Source organism: Haladaptatus sp. HS23, from assembly GCF_056892285.1.
Genome location: NZ_JBXGLH010000004.1, coordinates 337,488 through 362,336 on the forward strand (window position 1 = coordinate 337,488; position 24,849 = coordinate 362,336).

The 24,849-nt window shown below is 61.9% G+C and carries 25 protein-coding genes and 1 pseudogene; 19 read left to right on the forward strand and 7 right to left on the reverse strand.

The genetic code is table 11. The annotated features are described in order from the left end of the window. Nucleotides 1-85: 85 nt before the first annotated feature. Nucleotides 86-1,249: an NAD(P)/FAD-dependent oxidoreductase gene (locus tag AC1XDK_RS14575; protein WP_483350613.1), complete on the forward strand. Its 1,164-nt coding sequence runs from the start codon at nucleotides 86-88 to the stop codon at nucleotides 1,247-1,249. An 86-nt stretch (nucleotides 1,250-1,335) separates the two neighbouring features. Here AC1XDK_RS14575 and AC1XDK_RS14580 read toward each other — a convergent pair whose 3' ends face one another. Further along, a complete protein-coding gene (locus AC1XDK_RS14580) occupies nucleotides 1,336-2,067 on the reverse strand; it encodes a fumarylacetoacetate hydrolase family protein (protein ID WP_483350614.1) in 732 nt (243 codons plus the stop codon). A 105-nt stretch (nucleotides 2,068-2,172) separates the two neighbouring features. On the opposite strand from AC1XDK_RS14580, the gene AC1XDK_RS14585 reads away from it, so the two are divergent. From AC1XDK_RS14585 to AC1XDK_RS14600, 4 genes are all read left to right on the forward strand, one after another. Beyond that, a complete protein-coding gene (locus tag AC1XDK_RS14585) occupies nucleotides 2,173-2,898 on the forward strand; it encodes a metal-dependent hydrolase (RefSeq protein WP_483350615.1) in 726 nt (241 codons plus the stop codon). Between the two features lie 649 nt (nucleotides 2,899-3,547). Next, a complete protein-coding gene (locus AC1XDK_RS14590; RefSeq protein ID WP_483350616.1) occupies nucleotides 3,548-3,940 on the forward strand; it encodes an OsmC family protein in 393 nt (130 codons plus the stop codon). A gap of 58 nt (nucleotides 3,941-3,998) precedes the next feature. Further along, nucleotides 3,999-4,175 carry an HVO_2753 family zinc finger protein gene (locus AC1XDK_RS14595; RefSeq protein WP_007978781.1) on the forward strand — a complete coding sequence of 59 codons (177 nt, stop codon included), beginning with the start codon at nucleotides 3,999-4,001 and terminating at the stop codon, nucleotides 4,173-4,175. A gap of 2 nt (nucleotides 4,176-4,177) precedes the next feature. Beyond that, the gene (locus tag AC1XDK_RS14600) at nucleotides 4,178-4,444 is read left to right on the forward strand and encodes an elongation factor 1-beta (RefSeq protein WP_007978779.1); all 267 of its coding nucleotides are present in this window, start codon (nucleotides 4,178-4,180) and stop codon (nucleotides 4,442-4,444) included. 27 nt (nucleotides 4,445-4,471) lie between these two features. Here AC1XDK_RS14600 and AC1XDK_RS14605 read toward each other — a convergent pair whose 3' ends face one another. Further along, nucleotides 4,472-5,134, reverse strand: a complete 663-nt coding sequence (locus tag AC1XDK_RS14605; protein WP_483350617.1) for an MBL fold metallo-hydrolase — start codon at nucleotides 5,132-5,134, stop codon at nucleotides 4,472-4,474. A gap of 72 nt (nucleotides 5,135-5,206) precedes the next feature. Continuing rightward, entirely contained in the window at nucleotides 5,207-6,373 is a 1,167-nt protein-coding gene (locus AC1XDK_RS14610) for a cystathionine gamma-synthase (protein WP_483350618.1), read from the reverse strand. 87 nt (nucleotides 6,374-6,460) lie between these two features. On the opposite strand from AC1XDK_RS14610, the pseudogene AC1XDK_RS14615 reads away from it, so the two are divergent. The 9 genes and pseudogenes from AC1XDK_RS14615 to AC1XDK_RS14655 all read left to right on the forward strand — a co-directional run. Beyond that, a pseudogene (locus AC1XDK_RS14615) lies at nucleotides 6,461-6,577 on the forward strand (aldo/keto reductase); the annotation flags it as partial. Between the two features lie 193 nt (nucleotides 6,578-6,770). Beyond that, nucleotides 6,771-7,061 (forward strand): 50S ribosomal protein L21e, encoded by a 291-nt coding sequence (locus tag AC1XDK_RS14620; RefSeq protein ID WP_483350619.1) that lies wholly within the window; start codon nucleotides 6,771-6,773, stop codon nucleotides 7,059-7,061. Between the two features lie 3 nt (nucleotides 7,062-7,064). Continuing rightward, nucleotides 7,065-7,421 carry an RNA polymerase Rpb4 family protein gene (locus tag AC1XDK_RS14625; protein WP_483350620.1) on the forward strand — a complete coding sequence of 119 codons (357 nt, stop codon included), beginning with the start codon at nucleotides 7,065-7,067 and terminating at the stop codon, nucleotides 7,419-7,421. A gap of 43 nt (nucleotides 7,422-7,464) precedes the next feature. Continuing rightward, complete coding sequence (locus AC1XDK_RS14630) at nucleotides 7,465-8,037, forward strand: DUF655 domain-containing protein (RefSeq protein WP_483350621.1); 573 nt, start codon at nucleotides 7,465-7,467, stop codon at nucleotides 8,035-8,037. Nucleotides 8,038-8,150: 113 nt separating this feature from the next. Next, nucleotides 8,151-9,035: a 16S ribosomal RNA methyltransferase A gene (locus tag AC1XDK_RS14635; protein ID WP_483350622.1), complete on the forward strand. Its 885-nt coding sequence runs from the start codon at nucleotides 8,151-8,153 to the stop codon at nucleotides 9,033-9,035. Beyond that, nucleotides 9,035-10,234, forward strand: coding sequence for a mechanosensitive ion channel family protein (locus tag AC1XDK_RS14640; RefSeq protein ID WP_483350623.1), 1,200 nt, complete (start codon nucleotides 9,035-9,037; stop codon nucleotides 10,232-10,234). The genes AC1XDK_RS14635 and AC1XDK_RS14640 overlap by 1 nt, the downstream gene beginning before the upstream one ends. Continuing rightward, a complete protein-coding gene (locus AC1XDK_RS14645; protein ID WP_483350624.1) occupies nucleotides 10,231-10,806 on the forward strand; it encodes a HemK2/MTQ2 family protein methyltransferase in 576 nt (191 codons plus the stop codon). The genes AC1XDK_RS14640 and AC1XDK_RS14645 overlap by 4 nt, the downstream gene beginning before the upstream one ends. A 63-nt stretch (nucleotides 10,807-10,869) precedes the next feature. After that, nucleotides 10,870-11,865 carry a 5-methyltetrahydropteroyltriglutamate--homocysteine methyltransferase gene (locus AC1XDK_RS14650; RefSeq protein WP_483350625.1) on the forward strand — a complete coding sequence of 332 codons (996 nt, stop codon included), beginning with the start codon at nucleotides 10,870-10,872 and terminating at the stop codon, nucleotides 11,863-11,865. Continuing rightward, entirely contained in the window at nucleotides 11,862-12,989 is a 1,128-nt protein-coding gene (locus AC1XDK_RS14655) for a methionine synthase (RefSeq protein ID WP_483350626.1), read from the forward strand. The genes AC1XDK_RS14650 and AC1XDK_RS14655 overlap by 4 nt, the downstream gene beginning before the upstream one ends. Nucleotides 12,990-13,086: 97 nt before the next feature. Here AC1XDK_RS14655 and AC1XDK_RS14660 read toward each other — a convergent pair whose 3' ends face one another. Further along, the gene (locus AC1XDK_RS14660; protein ID WP_483350627.1) at nucleotides 13,087-15,333 is read right to left on the reverse strand and encodes a peptidase M6; all 2,247 of its coding nucleotides are present in this window, start codon (nucleotides 15,331-15,333) and stop codon (nucleotides 13,087-13,089) included. A gap of 484 nt (nucleotides 15,334-15,817) precedes the next feature. On the opposite strand from AC1XDK_RS14660, the gene AC1XDK_RS14665 reads away from it, so the two are divergent. Together AC1XDK_RS14665 and idsA3 are read left to right on the forward strand one after the other, a co-directional pair. Continuing rightward, complete coding sequence (locus AC1XDK_RS14665) at nucleotides 15,818-17,164, forward strand: RNase J family beta-CASP ribonuclease (RefSeq protein ID WP_483350628.1); 1,347 nt, start codon at nucleotides 15,818-15,820, stop codon at nucleotides 17,162-17,164. A 1-nt stretch (nucleotide 17,165) separates the two neighbouring features. Then, nucleotides 17,166-18,221, forward strand: a complete 1,056-nt coding sequence (gene idsA3 / locus AC1XDK_RS14670) for a geranylfarnesyl diphosphate synthase (protein WP_483350629.1) — start codon at nucleotides 17,166-17,168, stop codon at nucleotides 18,219-18,221. A gap of 133 nt (nucleotides 18,222-18,354) precedes the next feature. Here idsA3 and AC1XDK_RS14675 read toward each other — a convergent pair whose 3' ends face one another. Beyond that, nucleotides 18,355-18,690: a hypothetical protein gene (locus tag AC1XDK_RS14675; protein ID WP_483350630.1), complete on the reverse strand. Its 336-nt coding sequence runs from the start codon at nucleotides 18,688-18,690 to the stop codon at nucleotides 18,355-18,357. Between the two features lie 485 nt (nucleotides 18,691-19,175). On the opposite strand from AC1XDK_RS14675, the gene AC1XDK_RS14680 reads away from it, so the two are divergent. Continuing rightward, a complete protein-coding gene (locus AC1XDK_RS14680; RefSeq protein ID WP_483350631.1) occupies nucleotides 19,176-20,939 on the forward strand; it encodes a glutamate--tRNA ligase in 1,764 nt (587 codons plus the stop codon). Nucleotides 20,940-21,216: 277 nt separating this feature from the next. Here the strand turns inward: AC1XDK_RS14680 and AC1XDK_RS14685 are convergent, their stop codons facing one another. After that, entirely contained in the window at nucleotides 21,217-21,372 is a 156-nt protein-coding gene (locus AC1XDK_RS14685) for a DUF8014 family protein (protein WP_483350632.1), read from the reverse strand. A gap of 127 nt (nucleotides 21,373-21,499) precedes the next feature. Here AC1XDK_RS14685 and ddfA point away from each other — a divergent pair, with 127 nt between their 5' ends. Both ddfA and AC1XDK_RS14695 read left to right on the forward strand, forming a co-directional pair. Further along, complete coding sequence (gene ddfA, locus AC1XDK_RS14690) at nucleotides 21,500-21,784, forward strand: DdfA family disk-determining factor (protein WP_483350633.1); 285 nt, start codon at nucleotides 21,500-21,502, stop codon at nucleotides 21,782-21,784. Nucleotides 21,785-21,823: 39 nt separating this feature from the next. Further along, a complete protein-coding gene (locus AC1XDK_RS14695; RefSeq protein ID WP_483350634.1) occupies nucleotides 21,824-22,504 on the forward strand; it encodes a helix-turn-helix domain-containing protein in 681 nt (226 codons plus the stop codon). On the opposite strand, the gene tmcA is transcribed toward AC1XDK_RS14695, so the two are convergent. Beyond that, nucleotides 22,501-24,846, reverse strand: a complete 2,346-nt coding sequence (tmcA, locus tag AC1XDK_RS14700; protein WP_483350635.1) for a tRNA(Met) cytidine acetyltransferase TmcA — start codon at nucleotides 24,844-24,846, stop codon at nucleotides 22,501-22,503. The genes AC1XDK_RS14695 and tmcA overlap by 4 nt on opposite strands. Nucleotides 24,847-24,849 lie beyond the last annotated feature (3 nt).

Here is a 24,849-nt window from a genome sequence, read left to right on the forward strand (position 1 = left end):
GTACGGGTTTATCGAGAGAGACAATATCTCACACCCGCTTGCGGGTTTCAACACCTTTGTATCGAATGAATCCAGATGTTCGGATATGACTACGAAGGTCGTCGTGCTCGGTGCTGGCTACGCTGGTGCTGGCGCGATACAGCAACTCGAAGATGAACTCGACGACGCCGACATCACGTGGGTATCGGACAAGGACTACCACCTCGTCCTGCACGAGTCACACCGCGTCATCCGCGACCCGCGAGCACAGGACAAGGTCACGATTCCGATTCACGAGATCAAAGCCCCGAGCACGCGGTTCGTCCAGGACACCGTGACGGGCATCGACACCGACGACCGAACGGTCGAACTCGACGACGGTGCCGACCTCGACTACGACTACCTCGTCGTCGGACTCGGCAGCAAGACGGCCTACTACGGCATCCCCGGCATGGCGGAGAACGCCCTCACGCTGAAGAGTCTGGACGACGCGCTCGAAATCCACGAGCAGGTCAAGGAAGCCGCGAAGACCGCCTCCCGAAACGACCCGGCGAAGGTCGTCATCGGCGGTGCCGGACTGTCCGGTATCCAGAGCGCCGGTGAAATCGCGGAGTACCGCGACAAACACCGCGCACCCATCGACATCTACCTCGTCGAGGCGCTCGACGAAATCATGCCCGGAATGGACCCCGAACTGCAGGGGACGGTCAAGAAGTACGTCCTCGAAAAGGACATCAACATCCTGACCGGCGATCCGATTACGGAAGCGACCGAGGACGAAATCCAGTTCGACGAGGGCGAAGCGCTCGACTACGACGTGTTCGTCTGGACGGGCGGCGTGACGGGCCGCGACGCCATGGACGACTGCGGACTCGACAACCAGCACAACCGCGTCACCGCCGAATCCGACTTCCAAACCAGCGACGACCGCGTGTTCGCCATCGGCGACTGTGCCATCATCGACCAGGGCGAGAACCCGGCACCGCCGACCGCACAGGCCGCGTGGCAGGCCGCAGAGGTCGTCGGCGAGAACGTCGCCCGCGCCATCTACGGGCAACCGCTCAAGACGTGGGCCTTCGACGACAAGGGGACCGTCATCTCCATCGGCGACGAGGCCGTCGCCCACGGCGTCAAGGTCGCCGGCATGGACTTCCCCGTCAGCACCTTCAACTCCCGCGCGGCCGAGACGCTGAAGAAGATGATTGCGGCACGCTGGATAGCCGACATCTCGTCGTACAAACGCGCCGTCAAGGCGTGGAGCGTCCTCTAAGCGCGACCGTCGTTCCGAAAAAATTCGTCGTTCCTGTCTACCGTTTTCGTTTCTACGGGTTTCCTGCTCCTACGAGTCCCCCGCTTCTACGGAATCCGAACGTCGTGTGCGAGCGTTCCGACACCCTCGATTTCGACTTCGACCGAATCGCCGTCTTCGAGCGGCGCGACTCCCGACGGCGTGCCCGTGATGATTACGTCGCCCGGTTCCAGCGTGATGTAGGTCGTGATTTCCGCGATGAGTTCCGGAACGGAGAAGATGAACTGGTCACGGGAAGATTCCTGTCGAACTTCGCCGTTGACGCGAAGTTGCACGCGGGCGTCGTCAGGAACTTCGTCGGGCGTCGCCACGACCGGCCCGAGTGGGCAGGAGTTGTCGAACGCCTTGCCTCGAACCCAGTTCTGCTCCAAATCCTGGTCGTCGCGGTTCGAGATGTCGTTGACGCAGGTAAAGCCGTCCACGACGTCCATCGCGTCGTCCTCGTCCACGTGGCGACACTGCTCGCCGATGACGACGCCGAGTTCAGCTTCGTGGTCGATACGCTGTTTTCCGGCGGGAAGGCTAACGGTGTCGCCGTGGGACGCGACCGTGTTCGGCGGCTTGAGGAACAGGAGCGGGCGCGTAGGGATGTCCTTGTTTCGCTCCGCGGCGTGGTCGGCGTAGTTCAGGCCCACACAGACGATTTTCGTCGGTTCCGTCGGCGCGAGGATTTCGACCTCCTCGGGGTCGTAGCTGTCGTCCGCGAATCGAAGTTCGCCGTCGTGCCATTCGCCGGTTCTGACCGACCCTGCCGGGTCACGGAATCTGACTCGATGCATACGCTGGGAGTCGTATCCGCGTGCCTAAATCGTTCGGACTCCGGTAACACCCCACTCGTCGCCAACATCCTTTAAGACCGTTTACTCCCTATCGGAACCCACACCATGGAGCTTACTTGGTACGGACACTCGACATGGCACGTCACCGTCGGCGACACGGAACTCCTCATCGACCCGTTCTTCGACAACCCGAAGACGGACACGGACCCGGAGGAGTTGGACCCGGACTACGTGCTGCTCACGCACGGACACGCCGACCACATCGCGGACTCGGACCGCTTCCGTGATGCACATTTCGTCGCCACACCGGAGGTCATCGGCTACGTGACGGACGAGTACGGCATCGAGGACGGTACCGGGATGAACATGGGCGGGACCTTCGAAGCCGAGGACGCCTACGTCACGATGGTCCGCGCGGACCACACCAACGGCCTCGACACGGGCTACGGCGCGTCCGGTGGCATGCCCGCCGGTTTCGTCATCAGCGACACGAAACCCACCCAAGTCTCCGACGAGGAGAGCGAGACGTTCTACCACGCGGGAGACACCTCGTTGATGACCGAGATGCGCGACGTCATCGGTCCGTTCCTCGAACCCGACGCCGTCGCGATTCCCATCGGCGACCATTTCACCATGGGCCCGTGGCAGGCCGCCATCGCGGTGGATTGGCTGGACGCCGACTACGCGTTCCCGATGCACTACGACACGTTCCCGCCCATCGAGCAGGACCCCGAGGACTTCGTGCGCGAGGTGGACGCCACCGGAAACGACGCCGAGGTCCACGTCTTGGAGGGCGGCGAGACGTTCGACCTCTCCGACCAACTCTGGTAACGGGAACCGAGAGTAGACGGGACAGCTTTTCGTTTTCTTCGGTGAGTTCGAGTGCGTCGTTCGCTACGAGTTGAACATAAGGCTGGATGGGATAAGAACGGGATTGCCATGGAGACGGTTTTGAAAGCCCCCGCCACCGCACCGCGACGGCCACGCCCTCCCCAACCGATTCCTTCGGTCGTTTCACTTCCTCAGTCATCCCTCGCACGCTTCAGCGAAGCGACTCGGACGAAATGTCCTCGCCGCCCCGCCAGCGCGCGCCATCCTGGAAGTCAGTGGTACCCGATACCGACCAACCGCCATGGGCGCGTGGGCCAGTAGCCTGAGGATTTCACATCCGAGGGCTTGCTGGCAAGCGCGAGGGACGACTGAGCGGATGCGAAGGAGGCGGTTGGGGAGGGCGTGGCCGTCGCGGTGCGGTGGCGGGGCGGTTTCATCGACGTCTGTATTTGCAGTTACAGTAATAGCAACGAGTCAGCGAGCGTGGCGGGGTCTTTCGAGGCTTCCCTCTCGGATGATACATGTCCAACAGCAACGAACCAATCTCACTCCTCGCGACGACTATCTTCCACGGTTCTACACGTTCACTCCGACAATCCCGTCCGGAAGAACAAACCTTAGGAGTGTCGCGGATAAGGTGGCAACTGCAATGCCAGAAGTCACTACCACGTCGGAAGAGGGATACAGCGCAGAGAACGACATCCGCGACTTCTCCGTCACCATCGACGCGACGGGCGAGGACGCTCCGGACACGCTCGAAACACTGCTCGCCGCGTACGGTTCGTGCTACGTTCCCGCCCTCCGCGTGGGTGGCGAACAGCGTGGTGCCGGTGACCTCGGCAAGATCGAAATCGACGTGACCGGCGACCTGAACGACGACGACAAACTCGAAGCCGTCGCGTTCGACATCAAGTGGGAAACCGAAACGGACGACGAGACGGCACAGGGCGTCATCGACCGCGCCTTCGAACTCTGTAAGGTTCACGACGCGGTGAAGGCGGACCTGCACGCCGACACGACCGTCGAGACGGACGCGTTCTAACGCCCTCCTCGAACCCCGAAAGGGAAGCGTTAAAAGTCGCGCGGCGGAACGTGGGGGTATGAGTCAGACCCAAAAACAAGCGCGAAAATGCGTCTCGTGTGGGATTAACATCTCCGGCACGAACGCCGCGTCGTTCAAATGCCCCGACTGTGGGCAGACCATCTACCGCTGTGCGAAGTGCCGAAAACAGAGCAACCTCTACGAGTGCCCCGACTGTGGGTTCCTCGGACCGTAATCATGGGAAAAGTAGCAGCCAAAGTCAAGGTAATGCCGCAGAGCCCGGAAATCGACTTGGACGACCTCCAAGAGAAGCTCGAAGATTCGCTCCCCGAAGGGGCGAAGATCAACGGCTTCGAACGCGACGACGTCGCGTTCGGTCTCGTCGCGCTCCTGCCGACGGTCATCGTCCCCGACGATGCCGGTGGCACGGAAGCCGTCGAGGAGTCGTTCTCGAACGTCGACGGCGTCGAGAGCGTCGACGTGCAGAACGTCGGTCGGATATAATTCCTCGTTTTCGTTTTCGGTCCGCGCTTACTTCGTGAGCGACTGGTACGTCGCCTCGACGTCGGCGTCTTCGACGAACCCGCCGTGAAAGCAGAGGACGTGACTCGTGTCGAAGGCGGCGAGTTTGCCGACGGAATCGACCGCTCGCTCCAACTCGGGCGTGAACTCCTCGTTCGGGCCGACGAGTCCGTTCTCGTCGGCCACGATGGCGTCGGCGGCGATGAGGAGGTCCGCTTCGGGCAACACGACCGAGAGGTGGCCGGGCGTGTGGCCCGGCGTTTCGACGACGCGCATCGGTCCGGCCTCGGTTCGGAAGGTGACGCCGTCGACCACCTGTACGTCGACCGGGACTGGCGGGTAGCGGTTCGATTTGACGAGTTCCTCGTCGCCTTCGATAGCGGGCGTGTCACCCGTCGAAGCGACGACGGTGGCGTCGGTTCTGGAGAGGAGGTCCTCGGCCCCGCCCGCGTGGTCGCCGTCTTGGTGGGTCAAAAGCAGCGTCTCCACGTCGTCCAACGTGAAGTCGTGTTCCCCGAGTGCGGCGGCCAAATCGTCCACCTGGCCGGGGAAGCCCGCGTCGAGGAGAATCAGTCCGTCCTCTGTTTCGACGCCCGAAGGGTTGATGACGGCTTCGTGGTTTCCGCGCTCGAAGGTCAGTGGAAACGCGTACACGTGGTCGCTTAGTTCCATGTGGAACGCTACGGGTTTCGACGGGGTGTACTATTTGGCTCCGGAATTCGCTTCCGGAAGTCGAACCACGTCTCAGCGTAGCGCGGCGTCGAACGCCTGCTGGAGGTCCGCTTTCAGGTCATCGACGTGTTCGATGCCGATACTGGCGCGGATGAGGCCGTCGGAGAGTCCGGCGGCCAGTCGCTCTTCCTTCGGAATGGCGGCGTGGGTCATCGTGGCGGGTTGCTCGATGAGCGATTCGACGCCGCCGAGGCTTTCGGCGAGGGTGAACACCTCCGTCTCGCTCACCACGTCGGCCGCCTCTTCGAGCGAGGCGTCGAGTTCGAAGCTGACCATGCCGCCGAAGTCGGTCATCTGCTCGGCCGCGAGTTCGTGGTTCGGGTGTGATTCTAATCCGGGATAGTACACGGTGTCCACGGCTTCGTGCTCGTCCAACCACGCCGCGATATCGCGGGCGTTGTCGCAGTGACGGTCCATCCGCACGCCGAGCGTTTTCGTCCCACGGAGGACGAGGAAACAGTCGTGTGGGCCGGGGGTCGCACCGACGCTGTTCTGGTAGAACCCGATTTTCTCGTCCAAGTCGGCGTCGTTCGTGACCAGTGCGCCGCCGACCACGTCCGAGTGCCCGCCGAGATACTTCGTCAGCGAGTGGGACACGATGTCAGCACCGAGTTCGAGCGGGCGCTGGAGGTACGGCGTTGCGAACGTGTTGTCCACCGCACACAGTGCATCCGCTTCCTCCGCGATGTCGGTCATCGCGGCGATGTCTACGACGTTGAGGAGCGGGTTCGTCGGCGTCTCGACCCACAGCAGTTCGGTGGTATCACGAACCGCGTCGGACACTTCGCTCGGGTCGGTCATGTCCACGAATGAGAACTCCACGTCGTAGTCGGCGTACACCTGCGTGAAGATTCGATGGGTGCCGCCGTACACGTCCTCGCTGGCGATGACGTGGTCGCCCGAAGAGAGCAGGTTGAGTACCGTGTTGATGGACCCCATCCCGCTGGAGAAGGCGCGGCCGTACTCGCCGCCTTCGAGGCTGGCGAGGTTCGCTTCGAGGTCGGTGCGCGTCGGGTTGCCCGTGCGCGAGTACTCGTAGCCGCGGTGGTCGCCCGGCCCGTCCTGTACGTACGTCGAGTTGGCGTGTATCGGGGTCATCAGCGCGCCCGTCTCCTCGTCGGGTTCCTGTCCGGCGTGGATGGAACGGGTTTCGAACTCGAAATCGTCGCTGTCGGTCATGCGCGATGGAACGAACCCGAGGACGGTTATCCTTTCGTCTCGCCTTCGGGAAGAAGAGGCATGTACCGGGGGGACGTGTCGGCCGGTATGGAAGAACGTACGCTCGGAACGACGCGCTACGACGTGACGGAAGTCGGCATGGGGACGTGGAACATCGGGTCGGACTGGGGCGACGTGTTCGACGAGGAAGCCCACGAGGCGGTTGCGCCGCCGTCGAGGGAATCTACGAGGAGCACGTGGCGGAGGCGGTCCACCAGCGGTGGTGACGCGATTTCCGTTTTTATGACGTGATGTGACGTTTCGGTCGGGCCGTGTGAAACCGACCCGCGACGGTGGACGCTCGGCGATGAGGAACGTATCTTTTATAACCGTCACTGAACAAGAGCGTCATACGACTATGCCGAGCTCGAACGGACCGTACAACACTACCCGAGAGAAACTGTCGAACAACCCCCGCGACCGTGGCACCTCGCCACCACAGCGTGCAGTCCAGCAGTACGAGAACGGACAGAAAGTCCACCTCAAAATCGACCCGAGCGTCCGTAAAGGTCGCTTCCACCCGCGATTCAACGGTCGAACGGGTGAGGTCGTCGGTAAACAGGGCAAAGCGTACAAGGTTATCATCAACGACGGCGGCAAGGACAAGACGCTCATCACCCAACCCGCACACCTCCGCGCACAGAAGTAAGCCATGACCATCTTCAAGGAAAAGCTCGACGAGGAGTATCTCACGACGCCGGAGGCGAAGGAACTCCTCGCGGACATCGAACGCGAACGTGCGCTCGACGAAACCCGCGAGATGCCCTACAACCTCTCCCGTGCCATCGAGCACGTGAACCGATTCGCCATCCTCGATGCCGAGGAGTCGCACGAACTGGTCGAGGAACTGCTCGAACTCGAAAAAGTGAACGGCGCGACGGCGTACAAAATAGCCGACCTCCTGCCGCAGGACCGCGACGAACTGCGAGCGGTCTACGCTCAGGAGCGGTTTACCCTCTCGGGCGACGAGTTGGACGAGATACTGAACGTCGTGGCGAAGTACGAGTAACTTCACCGATTCTTTAAGTTGCTCGTCGCCGTATTCGAGAGCAATGAGTGAATCCGAGACTGACAGCGAAGCGTCGGCTGTTGTACTCGACTTCCTGCCGAACGGTCGTGCCGAAGACGACCGTCCGCAGTACCAGAAGGAACCGGTCGCGTACGTCCTGACTGAATCCGATTTCCATCTGCTCGAACTCACGCTCGAACAGGAAGCGAGCGTCGGCATCGGCGACAGCATTCCCATCGAACCGCCCGCCGCCCGCGAGAACGTGACCAACGTTCGAGAAGTCGCATACGGCGACCTCACGTCCGCGGCCCAGTCGGAACTCGAACACGCCGTCACGGACATCGTGGACCGTCACGAGCGCCGGTTCGTCGACTTCTACAACGACGCCCAACCGATAACCCTCCGACTCCACCAGTTAAACCTCCTTCCCGGCATCGGCAAGAAGCTGCGCAATCACGTCCTCGAAACGCGAAAGCGGAAACCGTTCGAGAGCTTCGACGACCTCGAAGACCGCGTTTCGGGACTTCACAACCCGAAGGACGTTCTCGTGGAGCGAATCCTCGAAGAGATACGCTCGGACGATTTGAAGTATCGGACGTTCGCTCGTCACGACTGACGCGAGCGCGCTGCCGTTTTTCGCTCGCTCTCGTTTCCATTCGAAGAGTGACGACCGACGCCGGTCGGAACTCGGTGGGTTTACGCCGCTCGCTCCGGTAGAGGGGGGCAACGATGGAACGCTCGCCACCCGAGGAACCCGGTAAGCGGGACCCCGACGCGCTGATTCGGCGCGCAGGCGCACGGGGCGACCCGAACCGCGACCAACACTTCCTCGTGGACGACCGCGTCGTGGATAGAATACCGACGTACGCCGACGACTGGGACCTCGGACACGTCCTCGAAATCGGCGGCGGCCCGGGTGTTCTGACCGACCGTTTGCTCGCGGTCGCGGACCGCGTGACGGTCATCGAACGCGACCCGACGTTCGCCGAGTTCATCCGGCGGGAGTTTCGGGCGGAGTGCGATGCGGGTCGCCTGACCGTCGTGGAGGGCGACGCGCTGTCGGTCGAACTTCCCGATGTCTCGGCCTGTATCGCCAACCTTCCATATGGTATTTCGAGCGAAATCGCCTTCCGGTTGCTCCCGCTCGGAAAGCCGATGCTCCTCATGTTCCAAAAGGAGTTCGCCGAACGTATGGCCGCGGAGGCCGGAAGCGACGACTACGGTCGCCTCTCCGTGACGGCACAACACTACGCCGACGTGACCGTCGTGGAGACGGTGCCGCGCGAGGCGTTCGCGCCGCAACCCGACGTCGAGAGCGCAATCGTGAGGACAATTCCCCGGGACCCGGAGTACGAGGTGGACGACGAGGCGTTCTTCCTCGACTTCGTGAAAGCGGTGTTTACCCAGCGTCGGAAGACGATTCGAAACGGGATTCGGAATACGGCCCACATCTCGGGATTGGACGACCCGGACGCCGTCGTCGATGCGCTCGAATCGCCCGATGACGACGTGTTGGGCGAGGACATCCTCCGAAAACGTGCCGGGAAGGTTTCGCCCGTGGAGTTCGCCGCGATGGCACGGGTCGCAGACGAGTACGGACGAGGTGGTGGTTGATGGCGGGAAACATGATCAGTTGGTTCGACGACTTCATCTGGATCGATATTCGCGTCTTCATCACCGCGTTCGTCCTGATCGCCCTACTCGCCGGGTTCATCGTCGCATGGCGCGGACGGCAGAAGTTACAGGAAACGATGCCGAACGCGTTGGTAAACGTCATCGTGGCCGGGGCGTTCGGAATTTTCATCGTGTTGGCGGCGATAACGTTGTTATTCCTCTGGGAGTTCGTCAATTCGGCACTGTTGGTCCTCAGCGAAACAAACATATCAAAATATATAAACAGCGAGAATGCCGTCAAGCTCTCCTTTTCGGTCGCCATCCTCGCCATCGGCTACGTCGTCTCGGGCATCACGCAGGAGGGAATCGACAGACTCTCACGGCGACGGGAGACGCTTTCTCGCCATCAAGCGCAGGTGCTCTACCGTCTGACGCAGATCTCCGTGTACGTCGTCGCCGGGGCGACGATTCTCGGGGTCTGGGACATCGATCTCACCGGCCTCCTCGTCGGTGCGGGATTTCTCGGAATCGTGGTCGGTATGGCCGCCCGACAGACGCTCGGGTCGTTGTTGGCGGGATTCATGCTGATGTTCGCCCGCCCGTTCGAAATCGGCGACTGGGTGATAATCGAGGAGGAGGAGGGAATCGTGACGGACATCTCCATCGTCAACACTCGAATCCAGACGTTCGACGGCGAGTACGTGATGATTCCGAACGATACGGTCGGTGGAAGCACCATCGTCAACCGCAGTCGGAAGGGTCGGTTGCGGTTGGAGGTGGACATCGGCGTCGATTACGACGCGGACGTCGAACGGGCCGCCGACTTGGCAAAGGAGGCGATGCGTGACCAAGACGACGTACTGGCCGTGCCGTCGCCCCAAGTCGTCTCGAAGGAGTTCGGCGATTCGGCCATCGTCCTCGGCCTTCGCTTCTGGATAGACAAGCCGAGCGCGCGCCGAAAGTGGCGGGCGAAGACGGCCGTCATCAACAGGGTGAAGGAGGCGTTCGACAACGAAGGAGTCAAGATTCCGTACCCGCAGCGCGAACTCTCCGGCCGCGCGGAGACGAACGGCTTTCAGGTCGCCGGGCAACGCGAGCGAGTACGTGAACGCAACCCGACGGCTGACGGCGGGGAACCGACTGACGACGGCGCGACCGATGGCGGTATGGAGCAGACCGACGGAGGAGAGAACGAATGACGGACCTCGCGGAGCGACGTGGCACGGAGACGAAGGTGTACCAACCAGCGGAGGACTCACACCTTCTCGCCGAAACGGCGGCGGAGGAGATAGCGGGGGACGAGTTGGTCCTCGAAGTGGGGACGGGGTCGGGGTACGTCTCGGAGTACGTGGCCGAGGAAACCGGTGCCCGTGTCATGGGGGCGGACGTGAATCCACACGCCTGCGAGCGCGCACGCGAGCGCGGCGTCGAGGCGGTGCGGGCGGATTTGGTGTCCCCCTTCCGCGACGAGGCGTTCGACGCGGTGGTGTTCAATCCGCCGTATCTGCCGACCGAACCGGACGATGAGCGGGACGATTGGATGGAGCGTGCCCTGTCTGGCGGCGAGTCAGGGCGTGAGGTCATCGACCCGTTCCTCGATGCGGTCGGTCGGGTCCTCGCGCCGGACGGTCGGGTCTTCCTCCTCGTGAGCAGTCTCTCCGGCGTCGAGGAGGTCGTCTCGCGAGCGGGAGAGAACGGGTTCAGCGCCGTCGCGCTCCGCGATGAGTCGTTCCCGTTCGAGACGCTGACGATACTGAATCTCCTCCGCTGATTATCCGAGGTTATTTTCCCGAACGGAAAATATTAAACACCGGCATATCCTAGCCCCGAGTACATGACTGAGCGAATCGCCACGACGACGGGGTTGTTCCCGCTCCCCGATTGGGCAAAGAACGACCTCTCGGACCTGAAAGGCCACCAGAAACACGACCTCATCTCGGGCGACGAGGGACCCGAGTTGACCGCGGTGTACGACGACGCTCGCGCGGAAGTCGTCGCGGTCCAGCAGGATGCCGGACTCGACCGAATCGCCGAAGGCCAACTGCGCTGGGACGACATGCTCGCCCATCCGTTGACGGTCCACGACTCCGTCGAAACGGGCGGTATCGTGCGGTACTACGACAACAACAACTTCTACCGCGACCCGGTCGTCGTGGACGAACTCGGTTTCGACGGCGACGTGGCCGGTGAACTGGAATCCGCCGCCGAACTCGCCGACGACGTACAGGCCGTCCTCCCCGGCCCGTACTCCCTCGCCGACCTCGCCACCGACGAGTACTACGGCGACGACGAGGAGTTCCTCGCCGCCGTCGCGGAGTTCCTCGCGGGGGAAGTCGATGCGTTCTCGAACGTCGAAACCCTGTTCCTCCTCGAACCCTCGCTCGTGGTGAACCCGCCGGAAGACGGCGAGGACGCCCGTGCCAGCGAGGCCATCGACGCGGTTGCGAACGCGACGGACGCCGACGTGGTGGTTCAACCCTACTTCGGGTCGCTCACCGAGAAGGTCCACGCACACGTCCTCGACGCCGACATCGACGCGCTCGGATACGACCTCGTGACGGACCACGAAGGGTGTCTCTCCAACATCAACGAGTTCGGGACGACCGACTCGGTGTCGCTCGGACTGGTCGATGGGCAGAACACGCTGGTCGAATCGCCGGAAACCGTCGCGGAGCGAGTCGACTGGTTCGAGGACAATACGCCGGTCAACGAGTTCGAGAAGGAGTATCTCACGACGAACACGGAACCGTTCTACCTGCCGTACAACAAGTTCGAGGAGAAACTGGCCGTCCTCGGCGAGGCCGCGCGGTTGGAGGAGGTGAAAGCATGAGCAGCGAGTCACCACGCGACTCGGAAAACGAGCGGGAAGGAACGACCCGCGAGTCGCAAGACGACGCACGAAACCAATTCAGATCCGACGACCACGACAACGACCACTTCATCCTGACGACCATCGTCGGAAGCTATCCGAAACCGAAGTGGGTGGACCGCTCCCGTGAACTCTACGAGGACCCGGACGCCGACTTCGACGAGGACGCGTGGGAAGAGGCACAGAACGACGCCTCGCGTCTCATCACCGAGGAACACGAGCGCGCCGGACTGGACGTCGTCGTGGACGGCGAGATGCGGCGCAACGAGATGGTCGAGTACTTCGCCCACCGCATCTCGGGCTACGAGTTCAACGGCCCGGTGAAGGTGTGGGGGCACAACTACTTCGACAAGCCGAGCGTCGTCACCGAAGTCGAGTACGACGACACGTGGCTCGTGGACGAGTACGAGTTCACCAGCGAGGTGGCCGAACGTCCGGTCAAGGTTCCCATCACCGGCCCGTACACGCTGGCGAGTTGGAGCTTCAACGAGGCCTACGACGACGAGGAGTCGCTGGCCTACGACCTCGCGGACCTCGTGAACGAGGAGATAGAGAAACTGGTCGATTCGGGCGCTCGCTACATCCAAATCGACGAACCCGCGCTGGCGACGACCCCGGACGACCACGCCATCGTCGGCGAGTGTCTGGAGCGAATCGCGGACGGCATCCCGGAGGACGTCTACCTCGGACTGCACGTCTGTTACGGCGACTACTCGCGCATCTACCCCGAGATGCTCGACTACCCGGTGGACGAGTTCGACCTCGAACTCGCCAACGGCGACTACGACCAACTCGACGTGTTCCGTGACCCCGAGTTCACCGCGAACCTCGCACTCGGCGTCACCGACGCCCACACTGCCGAAGTCGAGAGCGTCGAGGAGATAAAGGAGAACATCGAGAAGGGACTCGAAATCGTCCCGCCGGAACAGTTGACCGTCAGCCCCGACTGCGGCCTGAAACTCCTCCCGCGCAAAGTTGCTTACGGCAAGATGGCGAACATGGTGCAGGCGGCGCGCGAAGTCGAAGCCGAACTGGACTCGGGCGAAATCGACGTGTCCGCATCACCCGTCTCGGCCGACGACTGACGACCGAACACCCGTTCGAAACCGAACTGCGGTTCGATTTTTCCGCCGTCTCCGTTCCATCTATCCGAAAAAAGTGCCGAGCGATACGTTCGCGATTCTACCAGTCGTGGCCGTGGTGGCCGCCGCGGTGTCCGTGTCCACCGTGATGACTGCCGTGTCCGTGTCCGCCGTGATGGCCATGGCCGCCGTGGTGCTCGTGACCACCGTGATGTCCGCCGTGGCCGTCACGGGCGTATTCGAATTCGACGCTGACCGGAACGCGTCCCCCTTCGCCGGGGTGGGCCGCCCACGTTGACGCGGCGATGACATTCTCGAAGTTGCCGTTGCGGAGGAAATGGTGGAGTTCCTGTTCGTCGTCGTCGGAGAACGTCCGCATGTCGAGTTGTTTGACCTTCGCTTTACCGTTCTCCTTGATGCCGATGAACGTGAACTGGTACTCGATTTTGTCGCCGGTCGCCTCGCGGAGGCTCATGAACGAGTCCGTCGTGTCGGTCGGGACGCTCTCGCCGCCGACCTCGACGTTACGGACGTACATTCCCGGCTGAGTGAACGCCCAGTCCGTCGCGTAGCGAAACGCGATGAGGACCTCTCCCTCCCCTTCGTACTCGGAGAGGTCGAAGGACTGTTCGACCCACTCGCCGCTGGTGTTACCGGTGTATCCCGGCGCGTTCTCCTTGATGGTCGGATGCGCGTTCGGGTTCGGGGAGTCGTCGGTTCGGTTCGATTCGAGGCTCTCCCACGTCTCGCCGCCGTCGGTCGAAACCTGCACGAAGCCGTAATCCCAGTTCTCCTCGATGTCGTAGTACGTCTCGAACGACAGCGTCGAATCGCCGTTCGAGGGGTCGGCTTTCGTGATGGCGAACCGGTCGAGGAGGGTGCCGGACCCGGAGTACAGCACCTGTCCTTCACCGGTGACCGGGTCGGTTGTGTTCTGCCACTGGGTGCCGATGTAGTCGGTTCCCGAGAGCGTCACGTCCGTTATCGGGCCTTTGTCGGATGTGTCGACCTCCTTGTAGTTGGTCCCCCACGCACCCGCGGTGCCGACGTCGTTCGACGTGTTGAGGTTCAGGTCGAGGCCGTCGATGTCGTACTCGTCCCGCACCCGGCGCTCGGACGAATCGAGCACCGCCGCGGTCGAGAAGTCCTGATACAGGCCGTAGAAGTCCGTGTTCGCACCGGTCTCGTCGAGGGTCTTCTCGACGCCCTCGATGCCGTTTTCCTCCTCGTGTGCGAGGTTACTGATGAAGTCGGTGCCGTACCTGTCGCTCAGGTACATCTGGAAACTGAACGCGATGCCGTAGTCCGAAAGGACGTTGATGGCACCTTGGTCCTCCCAGTTGGTCAGGGAGTTCGAGGGCATCTCCTCGTAGGCCTGGACGTGACCCTCGGAGACGCCGTAGCCGGTGACGACTTCGGCGTAGTCGGACATCCCTTCGTTCACCCACGTCGTCTCGTCGCCGTCGAGGTCGTTGTGAACGAGGTGTTGGTACTCGTGTGCGAGCGTTCCCTCGACGCCGACTTCGTCGTTCGTCTCGTTGACCTCGTCCCAATCGTACGCGTCGAGCGTGACGACGTTACGGTCGGTGTACTGCTGGATGGTCGGCGAGTAGAATCCGGCCGTGTAGATGGGATACGACGCGTTGTAGTAGTTCTCGTCGCGGACGTTGTCCACTAACAGGACGGTCTTCCCGGTCCCATTTTCGGTCCGGTAGTAGTCGTCGGGGACGGCACCGATCTCTTCCAACAGACCCTCCGTTCCGTTGCGGGCGTCGGGTCGTCCGAATACGTCCGATTCGGTTTCGTACATGTTCTCCTCGAATTGCGTGCGGAGCGCTTCGGCTTGCTGTTCCGAGATGGTCGGGTCGGTCCGCGAGTCGTTCTCGGGCCACGTCATATCGCGGGCGACCCATATCTCGACGTGGTCACCGATGGACAGCAGCGTGAAGTTCTTGAAGTAATAGCTGTCGTTGTCGGAGCCGAGATACTGTTTCGTCGTCCCGATGAGGCCCGGGTCCGTCTCGTCGTCAGACGGGTCCATGACGATGGACGAGGAGTCCTGTGCGAGGATGGAGAACCCACCGGACGCCCCACTCCCTTCGTCGGTCGTCGTGAACGACTCGGGTGCCGAGTCGAAATCGATGGGTTTGTCGAGCGATTCCTGTGACGGTTCGGCCTTCTGAAGGCCGTCACCGTTCGTGGAGTTGTTTACGTTTGTCTTCGGTTCCAAGACGGTCGGTTGAAGGCTATCGCTCGTGTTCGGTTGCGTTGCGACAGCGCCGCCGACCCAGACGGCCGACGTAGACAGTACGACTACTACACTCAACAGCACCGCTTTTAATTTCATCCGATGTTTTCTGTTAACTCTATCTACATAATTATTGCCACACTTAACTAAATCATTTAATCTAAAATATTACTATAATTATCAGACGTGTGTCGGAGTAGAAATTCGTCTGGAGTCCAGCAACGAGTCGAAATAACGGAGTCGTACCCTACCGTCTCGGGTAGTCAGCCCCCCGAACGAAATGAATTATTCCATCTATTTTCTTCAGTTACCAAGCCTCATACCGCGTATAGAGGCCGAGAGCGACGGTGATGGCCCATGGTATTGGCTCCCGACGAACACAATCCCGGCAGTTTTTATTACCCCGGGACGTAGGCGCTAGCAGACTGGGCAACTCGCGGGTGTGCGGCACCCCGCCGCGCGCGAGTGCCAGACCGACGTGCTGTAAGACGCCGGGGTCTGACGCTCGCGGCCCCGCGGGGATTTCAGTGAGCAACGCAACCGCCACGCCGTGTGGCGTTTCAATGCTTGAGGAAAGCAAACTATGGAAATCGAAATTGCAACAATTGGCGGCTACGAAGAAGTCGGACGGCAGATGACTGCCGTTCGCGCGGGCGACGACGTGGTCATCTTCGACATGGGACTGAACCTGTCGAAGGTGCTGCTCCACGATAACGTCGAAACAGAGAAACTCCACAGCCTCGACCTCATCGACATGGGCGCGATTCCGGACGACCGCGTCATGTCCGATCTGGAAGGCGACGTGAAGGCCATCGTTCCGACACACGGTCACTTGGACCACATCGGAGCCATCAGCAAACTGGCACACCGGTACAACGCGCCGGTCGTCGCATCTCCGTTCACCATCGAACTGGTGAAACAGCAGATTCAGGGCGAGGAGAAGTTCGGGGTCGAAAACGACCTCATCAAGATGGAAGCGGGCGAGACGATGCAGTTGGGCGACGAAGTCGAACTCGAGTTCGTCAACGTCACTCACTCCATCATCGACGCCATCAACCCGGTGGTTCACACCCCCGAGGGTGCCATCGTCTACGGCCTCGACAAGCGCATGGACCACACGCCGGTCCTCGGCGACCCCATCGACATGAAGCGCTTCCGCGAAATCGGACGCGAGGGCAACGGCGTCCTCGCCTACATCGAGGACTGTACGAACGCGGGACGCAAGGGTCGCACGCCGAGCGAATCCGTCGCTCGTCGACACCTGAAAGACGTACTGTACAGCGTCGAGGACTACGACGGCGGTATCGTGGCGACGACGTTCTCAAGCCACATCGCCCGCGTGACGAGCCTCGTCGAGTTCGCACAGGACATCGGACGGACGCCCGTCCTCCTCGGTCGCTCGATGGAGAAGTATTCGGGTACCGCGGAACGCCTGAACTTCGTGGACTTCCCGGACGACCTCGGCATGTTCGGCCACCGGAAATCCGTCGACCGGACGTTCAAGCGCATCATGAAGGAAGGCAAGGAGAACTACCTCCCAATCGTGACCGGCCACCAAGGTGAGCCCCGCGCGATGCTGACGCGAATGGGTCGCGGCGAGACGCCATATCAGCTGGACGACGGCGACAAGGTAGTCTTCTCGGCCCGCGTCATCCCGGAACCGACGAACGAGGGACAGCGGTACCAGTCCGAGCGCCTCCTGAAGATGCAGGGCGCACGGATTTACGACGACGTGCACGTTTCGGGCCACCTCCGCGAGGAAGGTCACTATCAGATGCTCGACGCACTGCAACCGCAGAACGTCATCCCGGCTCACCAGGACATGAAAGGTTTCGCGCCGTACGTGGACCTCTGTGAGTCCCAAGGGTACCGCCTCGGTAAGGACCTTCACGTGACACGGAACGGCAACCTCATCCAGCTGGTGGAGTGAAATGACTGACGCGAGTACGGAGTCACGCGAAGAACTCGTCATGGAGACGGTCGAACAGCGCCGCGAACTGGTCAACGCGGCCATCGAGGAGGAACTCCCAATCGTCGAACCGGAGCGCCTCTACGAGGCCTCCCGCTACCTGCTCGACGCGGGTGGGAAGCGGCTCCGTCCGACGGTTCTCCTGCTCGTCGCGGACGCGCTCGCCGACGTCGAACCGATGTCGGAGGCGTACCGGAAGTTCCCGGCGCTCGACGGAACCGAGTTGGACGTGATGGCCGCCGCGGTGAGCATCGAGGTCATTCAATCCTTCACGCTCATCCACGACGACATCATGGACGACGACGACCTGCGCCGCGGCGTTCCGTCCGTTCACCGCGCCTACGACACCGAGACGGCGATTCTGGCCGGTGACACGCTCTACTCCAAGGCGTTCGAAATCATGCTGGAGACGGACGCCACGCCCGACCGCTGTGTCACCGCGCTCGACGTACTCGCATCCACCTGTACGAAAATCTGTGAAGGGCAAGCGCTCGACGTCGCCTTCGAGGAGCGCCCCGACGTCCTCCCGGACGAGTATCTCGAAATGATCGAGAACAAGACGGCGGTCCTCTACGGTGCGGCGGCGAAGGTTCCGGCGGTCCTCCTCGGTGCGGACGAGGAGACGACGGAAGCGCTGTACCGATACGGTATCGACGTCGGGCGGGCGTTCCAGATTCAGGACGACGTGCTCGACCTGACCGTCCCGAGCGACAAACTCGGTAAACAGCGGGGAAGCGACCTCGTGGAGAACAAACAGACCATCATCACGTTGCACGCTCGCAGTCAGGGTGTTGACGTGGATTCGTTGGTCGAAACCGACGACGTCGGCGACGTGACGGAAGCCGAAATCGATGCGGCGGTACAGCGTCTCGAAGCGGCCGGTAGCATCGACTACGCCACGGAGAAGGCACAGGAACTCGTCCAGCGCGGCAAGGACCACCTGAACGTCCTGCCGGACAACGAGTCGCGTTTCCTGCTCGAACAGATCGCCGATTACCTCATCGAACGGGGTTACTGAGGCGTCCGGCGGAACCAGTCTTTCGTTTCTTCGCATCCATCGAGTATCCGTCAGCCCCGGCTCTCGGGTGGCGTTTCGGCCGGCGAAAAAGATGGCCGCGGAACCGCTCTCGATAGACCGCGAATGACTCTCTTTACGAATCGACGGTCACGTCGTCACCGGCGTTCGCGTTGGTGTTGTCCTGGTCGATACCGTTGTCCGACACCGTATCGTCTCCGGGGCCGTTGCCGTTGCCCGCGATGACTACGTGCGTGTCGTCGACGCTGTTACTGTCGTCGCCGTCGGTTATTCGCTGACTGTTGTCGGTCGTTTTCTTGTCTCCGTTACTCCCGCAGTTCGGATTCTTGTCCTCTGAATGGGTGTTGCATCCGGGATGGTCATTGGTCGCTGCGACGGAGCCGATTCCGACGCTAGCGATCATCGTCGCCACGACCGCGAGCGTCAACAGCGTTCGTAGTGTTCGTGTCATTGGTTTCTCCACGAGCGGTGGTCGACCGCTCGAAAAACCACTGCGACCGGGGTGTATTTTAAACCGTCCGACCGTTGACCCAGTTCGCGTTGTTCGTGTTTCAACCCATTTCGCGCTACGAACGTCGGATTCGTAAGCTGTCGGTAGCTCGAAAACGGAAGACGAACGGTTCGCGTTCGCTATGACCCCGTTCCGAACACGGGCCGATTCATCGGCGAGGACGCGGAGTAGGAACGTACAAACATTCAATAAATCCTGACTGTTCTCGCTGGTTTTTGTACGATTTATCGAATACCCTCCAAACGGTCGTTTATTGTATTATTCCAACTAGTTCCGGTTGTCATCATTCGTCAATACCGTTTTTCAAACCTCGGGTTTGTGTTATCTCTCGTGTCGTGAGGGTACTACGTGCGGACCGAAACACAGGGTGACGGTACTGCACCGAAAAGCGAGATTTTTCACCCTGACACCCAAATCGTTCGATAATGGACGACGAGTTGCGGACGCGAATCGAGACGGAGGCGGAGAAACACGCGCTGTACAACGCGTTGAAACACGACAGCGACGCGGATGTCGGTGCCATCATGGGGTCGCTGATGGGCGAAAACCCCGACTTCCGCGAACACGGGGGGGAAGTTCCGGGTATCGCGGGGAAAGTCGTCGCGCAGGTGAACCAGTTGGACGCCGCGGGTCGCCGCGACCGACTCGAAGAACTCGACGCCGAACTCGTGGCGGAGTTGGAGGCCGAGGACGAGGAGGACGACCAAGTGCTCCCCGACCTGCCGAACGCCGAGGAGTACGACGAGATTCGGATGCGCTGTGCGCCGAACCCCAACGGCCCGTGGCACATCGGGCACGGGCGGATGCCCGCCGTCATCGGGACGTACAAGGACCTCTACGACGGCGAGATGCTGGTCCGGTTCGACGACACCGACCCGGAGACGAAGCGCCCGGACTTGGACGCCTACGACGCTATCTTAGAGGACATCGACTACCTCGGCTTCGAACCCGACGAGGTTATGAAGGCCAGCGACCGCCTCGAAATCTACTACGACCACGCCCGAGACCTCATCGAGAAGGGCGGCGCGTACACCTGCTCCTGTTCCGGCGAGGAGTTCTCGAACCTCAAAAACGACGCGAAAGCGTGCCCACACCGCGATAAGGACGTGGAGACGACGCTCGCCGAGTTCGAGGACATGATCGACGGGAAGTATTCGTCCGGCGAGATGGTACTCCGCGTGAAGACGGACATCGAACACAAGAATCCCGCCCTGCGGGACTGGGTGGCGTTCCGAATCATCGACACGCCGCATCCGCGTCCCGAGGCCGCAGACTACCGCTGCTGGCCCATGCTCGATTTCCAGTCCGGCGTTGACGACCACCTGACGGGCATGACCCACATCATCCGCGGTATCGACCTGCAGGATTCCGCAAAGCGACAGCAGTTCGTCTACGACTACTTCGGTTGGGAGTACCCCGAAACCATCCACTGGGGGCACGTGCAGGTGGACGAGTACGACGTGAAGATGTCCACCTCGACCATCAAGGAACTCATCGAGAAGGACGAACTCGACGGCTGGGACGACCCGCGCGCCCCGACGCTCCAGAGCGTCCGCCGTCGCGGGATTCGCGGCGAAGCCATCCGCGAGGCGATGGTCGGACTCGGTACTTCCACGAGCAACGTCGATTTGGCCATGAGCACCATTTACGCCAACAACCGAGAGTTGGTGGACGACGACGCGCCGCGTTTCTTCTTCGTCCGTGACAGCGTTGAGCACGGCTCGGCTGGCGACCGGACATCGTCCGGTAATGGAGTCGAATACCCGCTCATCGGCGACTATCCCGAGACGGCGGAACCGCCGGTTCACCCGGACCACGAGGACAGGGGTACGCGTCACATCCCGCCGGGCGAGGCCGTGCTCATCGAAACCGACGACATCCCGAACCACGGCGAGCGCGTCTGGCTGAAGGGATTAGGCTGTTTCCAGCACACCCGCGATGCGCTCCAGTACACGGGCGACGACATCAGCGCCGTCCGAAAGGAGGGCGTGGACGTGATTCACTGGGTGCCCGCCGAGGCGAGCATCCCGGTCCGCATGCGAACCATGGACGGCGACGTGGAGGGACGGGCGGAACCCGACTTCGCGGAGACGGACGTGGACGACGTCGTGCAGTTCGAACGCGTCGGGTTCGCTCGAATCGATAGTAAGGAAGATTCCGAGACGCTGACCTATTTCGCCCACGAATAAGCGATTTCTCATCCCTCGTTTCTCGCATTTTTAACATCCATACGGCCACAAGGACGGAACGAGCCAGTTCGGCGAGTGATGTCCTTGGCGGGGAAGGGCAGGTGCGGGCCTGGTGGATGAAGGGCGACTGAGGCGTCGCCGAAGGAGGGCTTCGTATTCCCTAGCGATTTCGACAGTATCGTTCTCGTCGGCAACTACTGGTTTGAAATACGAAGTTTGCGTCATCCGCGGCCGGAAGTCGAAGATACCGTCGGCACTCATTCATCCCGTCCATTCGTCACTCCCAGTCTACTCCCTCCAACGGTTCGGCGACCACGCCGTCCTGTCGCGCCAGCACTCTCGCGTGGCCGGTGCAGACGACGCGGTTTTCGTCCCACGGGATGTGGAGTCGAACTGCTGCTTCGTTCTCACAATCGTCTTCTGCACACTCCATCGAGTAGGGTCACGGGTTGAAACCACATGGCGGTACCGCTGGTTTTTTGGACAGATTGTAACGTGCATTATAAAAGGGTTTCAAGAATAACCCCGCGTTTCAGGGACGCTGCGGGACTCCATTCGCTATGGACGTTGCCGAGTTGGAGGACGATGCCGATTTCGTGTACGATATCCGTCCCAACGAGACAGTCACGGAAGGTGTCGTCACCGCGACGGCGGCGGTGACGAACACGAAAACGACCGAAATGCCGCCGCTTTTCGAGACGGTCAACGCCGACGCACTCGACGAACTGTTCGCGAACAGTTGGGGTGGACGCATGAGAAATACTGGACGGGTTACCTTTACCTACTGTGAGTGTGAAGTGGTCGTTCTCAGCGACGGTCGCATCCTTATCGAGGCGAATCCTTAATGTGGCCGCTCGCCGCAGGCATTGGAGGGAATTAAAGGAATGAGCGTCATTGCAGAGTTCACGATTCCAACGGAGGAGTTCGCGCTCTCCGCGACCTTCGACGCGATTCCGGACATGGCCGTCGAAATAGAACGGATGGTCGCCCACCCCGCTAGTCGTGTCCTTCCGTACATCTGGGTCTGTGGTGGAGCGGCGTCCGCCGTCGAGAAGGAACTCCGTGCCGACCCGACGACGGTGGCGGTGACGAAACTCACGGAGATTCCGTACGGGTCGTTGTATCGAATCGAGTGGGCCGACGAGACGAAATCGACCGTCGAAGACGTGTTAGAAAGCGACCCGGTTATCCTCACGGGAACCGCCGCAAAGCAGGGCTGGGACTTCCAGATGCGGTTCGAACACCGCGACCACATTTCGAAACTCCAAGCCGACCTGACCCACCACGACGTGACGGTCGAACTGAAGCGGTTGCACACGCCCGAAACGCCGACCGTCGATGGACAGTTCCTTCTCACGACGAAACAGCGTGCGGCATTGAACGCCGCACTCGACGCGGGTTACTTCGAAGTGCCGCGAACGACGAACCTGAGCGAACTCGCGGAACAACTCGATATCAGCCAGCAAGCGCTGTCGAAGCGACTTCGACGCGCCCACAGAACGGTGAGCCGACACATTCTCACGACGGGACCGGACGAAATCGTCGGCGACGACCGACACGATTAGCCCGAATAGCGCCGTTTCTCTTCCATCGCGGCCTCGTTTCCGTACGCGTCGACGAGCGGTTGAAACGCCGCACCCAACGCTCGCATCGCTTCGCCGGCCGAGTGAAAGCCGAGTTCGTCGGCCACCGCGGGCCATCGATGGGCTTGGAGGACTTTCCGAACCAACAACCGCTCCTGTCGCGGGGAGAGTACCGCCGGGTCGTCGGGGTCGTCGGGGTCGACGAGGTGTTTCACGACGAGCGTCCGGAACGGGGCGGGACCGTGGTCGAACTGCCCCGGACCGTAGGCGCTGGCGGCGACGAGTCGCCACTCCCAATCGGTGAGCGACGGGGGAACCTCGGCGTCCGTCGCTCGGAGGGATTCGCGTACCACGTCCGGGTCCATTTCGGCGAGCGCGTCCGAAAGTACCGAGGGAATTCGACCCACGAACCGACCCGCGTGGCGGTCGTACAGGTCGTACCCGGCGTCGGAAATCGGGTCGAACATGAGCGCGGAGTACTCCCCGCTGGCGTCGTTGCGCGTGGTCGAGAGTTGTACCGTTCGATAACCGTTGTCCCGCCAGAAGCGAAGCAGTTCGGGGGTCGCGCCGAACCCCGTCCCGAGCCAATCGAGGTGGGAGAACTCCCGGCGAACGGACGCGAGGAGCCGTGACCCCAATCCCGACGAGCGCACGGCGTGGTGGGTGGCGATACGCATGATTCGCATCCCGACGGGGATGCCCGCCTCGAAGTCCCGGAGTTGCGTCGTCAGCACGTCGGGGAGCATGTTGCCCTTCACGCGCCCGCCGTCGTACATGTGTTCGCGGACGTCCTCGGGGAGCCCTCCTTCGCGTGCCAACAAGGCGACGCTGACGACGTGGCCGTTCCAGTGGAGTGCCCGCACCGAAACGTTCGGGGCGTCGAGCAGTCGGGCGAGGTCCGCCGGTTCGGTCCGGTAGTGTGCAAGGACGAGTAGGCCGAACGCCTCCCGAAGCAGGTTCTCGTCCGCGAGCAAATCGTCCGCGTCGAGTATCCGGTATTCCGATTCCTCGGCCGTCGCGTCGGCCACGAGCGGGTCCACCGCGGGTCGAGCGTCAAGAGCGAGAGCGCGAAACGCCCAGACCTCTATCGGGTCGCCCGGCGCGTATCGAATCGGTTCGGCTAACGTCACGTCGGTCACGTCGTGGTCGCTCTCGTCGAGTCGGTCGCGGAATCGCACCGAAAAACCGCGTCCGGCACCCTCGTAGCCGTGAACCGTCGTCGTGAAGGCGACGCGGGGGAAGTCCAGAAACCGCTCCAGCAGACGCACCGAGAGGGCGGCGGCCTCGTCGACGAATACGACGTCGGGCGTTTCGTTTCGGTTCCTATCCTCTCCAACGCGGTCGTTCCGTTGGCCCTGCGGCCCAACGCGGTCGTTCCGTTGGCTCGTGGACCCAACGCGGTCGATAGCATCGGTCGGTTTCTCGAATCGTATCGTGCCGCCCGATTTCGCCGATATTCGCGTCGGCGGGTCGTGGTCCGTGTCCGCCAGTTCGTCCATCGAATCGAGCAGCGCGGCCGCGCGGACGAACACCTCGCGGGCGCTCCGGTAGGTCCGTGCCGTCACCAGGACGTTCTGGCCCTCGGCGGCGAGACTTCCGGCGGCGATTCCGGCTGCGCTCGACTTTCCGCGACCCCTGTCGGCCTCGACGACGACGGCGGCGTTCGGTCCACGGAGCGCCTCGAAGGCGCTGACCGCCGAGACTTGGTCGTCGGTCAGACAGGCCTCGATGGCGGCCCGTGGGAAGACATCCGAGCCCGTCTTTTGCGGAGCACTCTCCGTTTCACGCTCGACCAATCGGGGCGCAGGGTGTGTCAGGCCGTCGTCCTCGACAGTTCCCGAATCCACATCCACGATTGCGATGCCGCGATGGGCACGGAGGAGGGAGACGAATCGTCGTCGGAAGTTTCCGGTTACGTCCTCGACTTCGAACGGCGGCACCGCGAGCGTCGCATCGAAGTCGTCCCTGCGGGTCGGCCACGAATCGAGGGACGGCGTGAGGAGAACGAACAAGCCGCCGCCGTCGACCGCACCGACGACTCGGCCTAACGCGTTCGGTTGGAGTTCGTCGTGGGCGTCGAAGACGATGGCTTCGTGAGTCGTTCCGAGGAGGTTTCCGGCGTGACGCTGGCTCACCTGCTCACAGTCGAGGACCCGTCGCGGACCGACCTGTGTGGTCGTTTCGTGGGGGATTCCCGCACCGACGAGCGCGTTCCGAGCGGTTTCGTACCCTTTCTCGCGGTTCCCCGCGAGGACGAGGAGCCGTCGCTCGTTCGACCGTCGGGCCTCTTCGAGAAGCGATGTCGCCAGTGACGAGACGTTCACAGC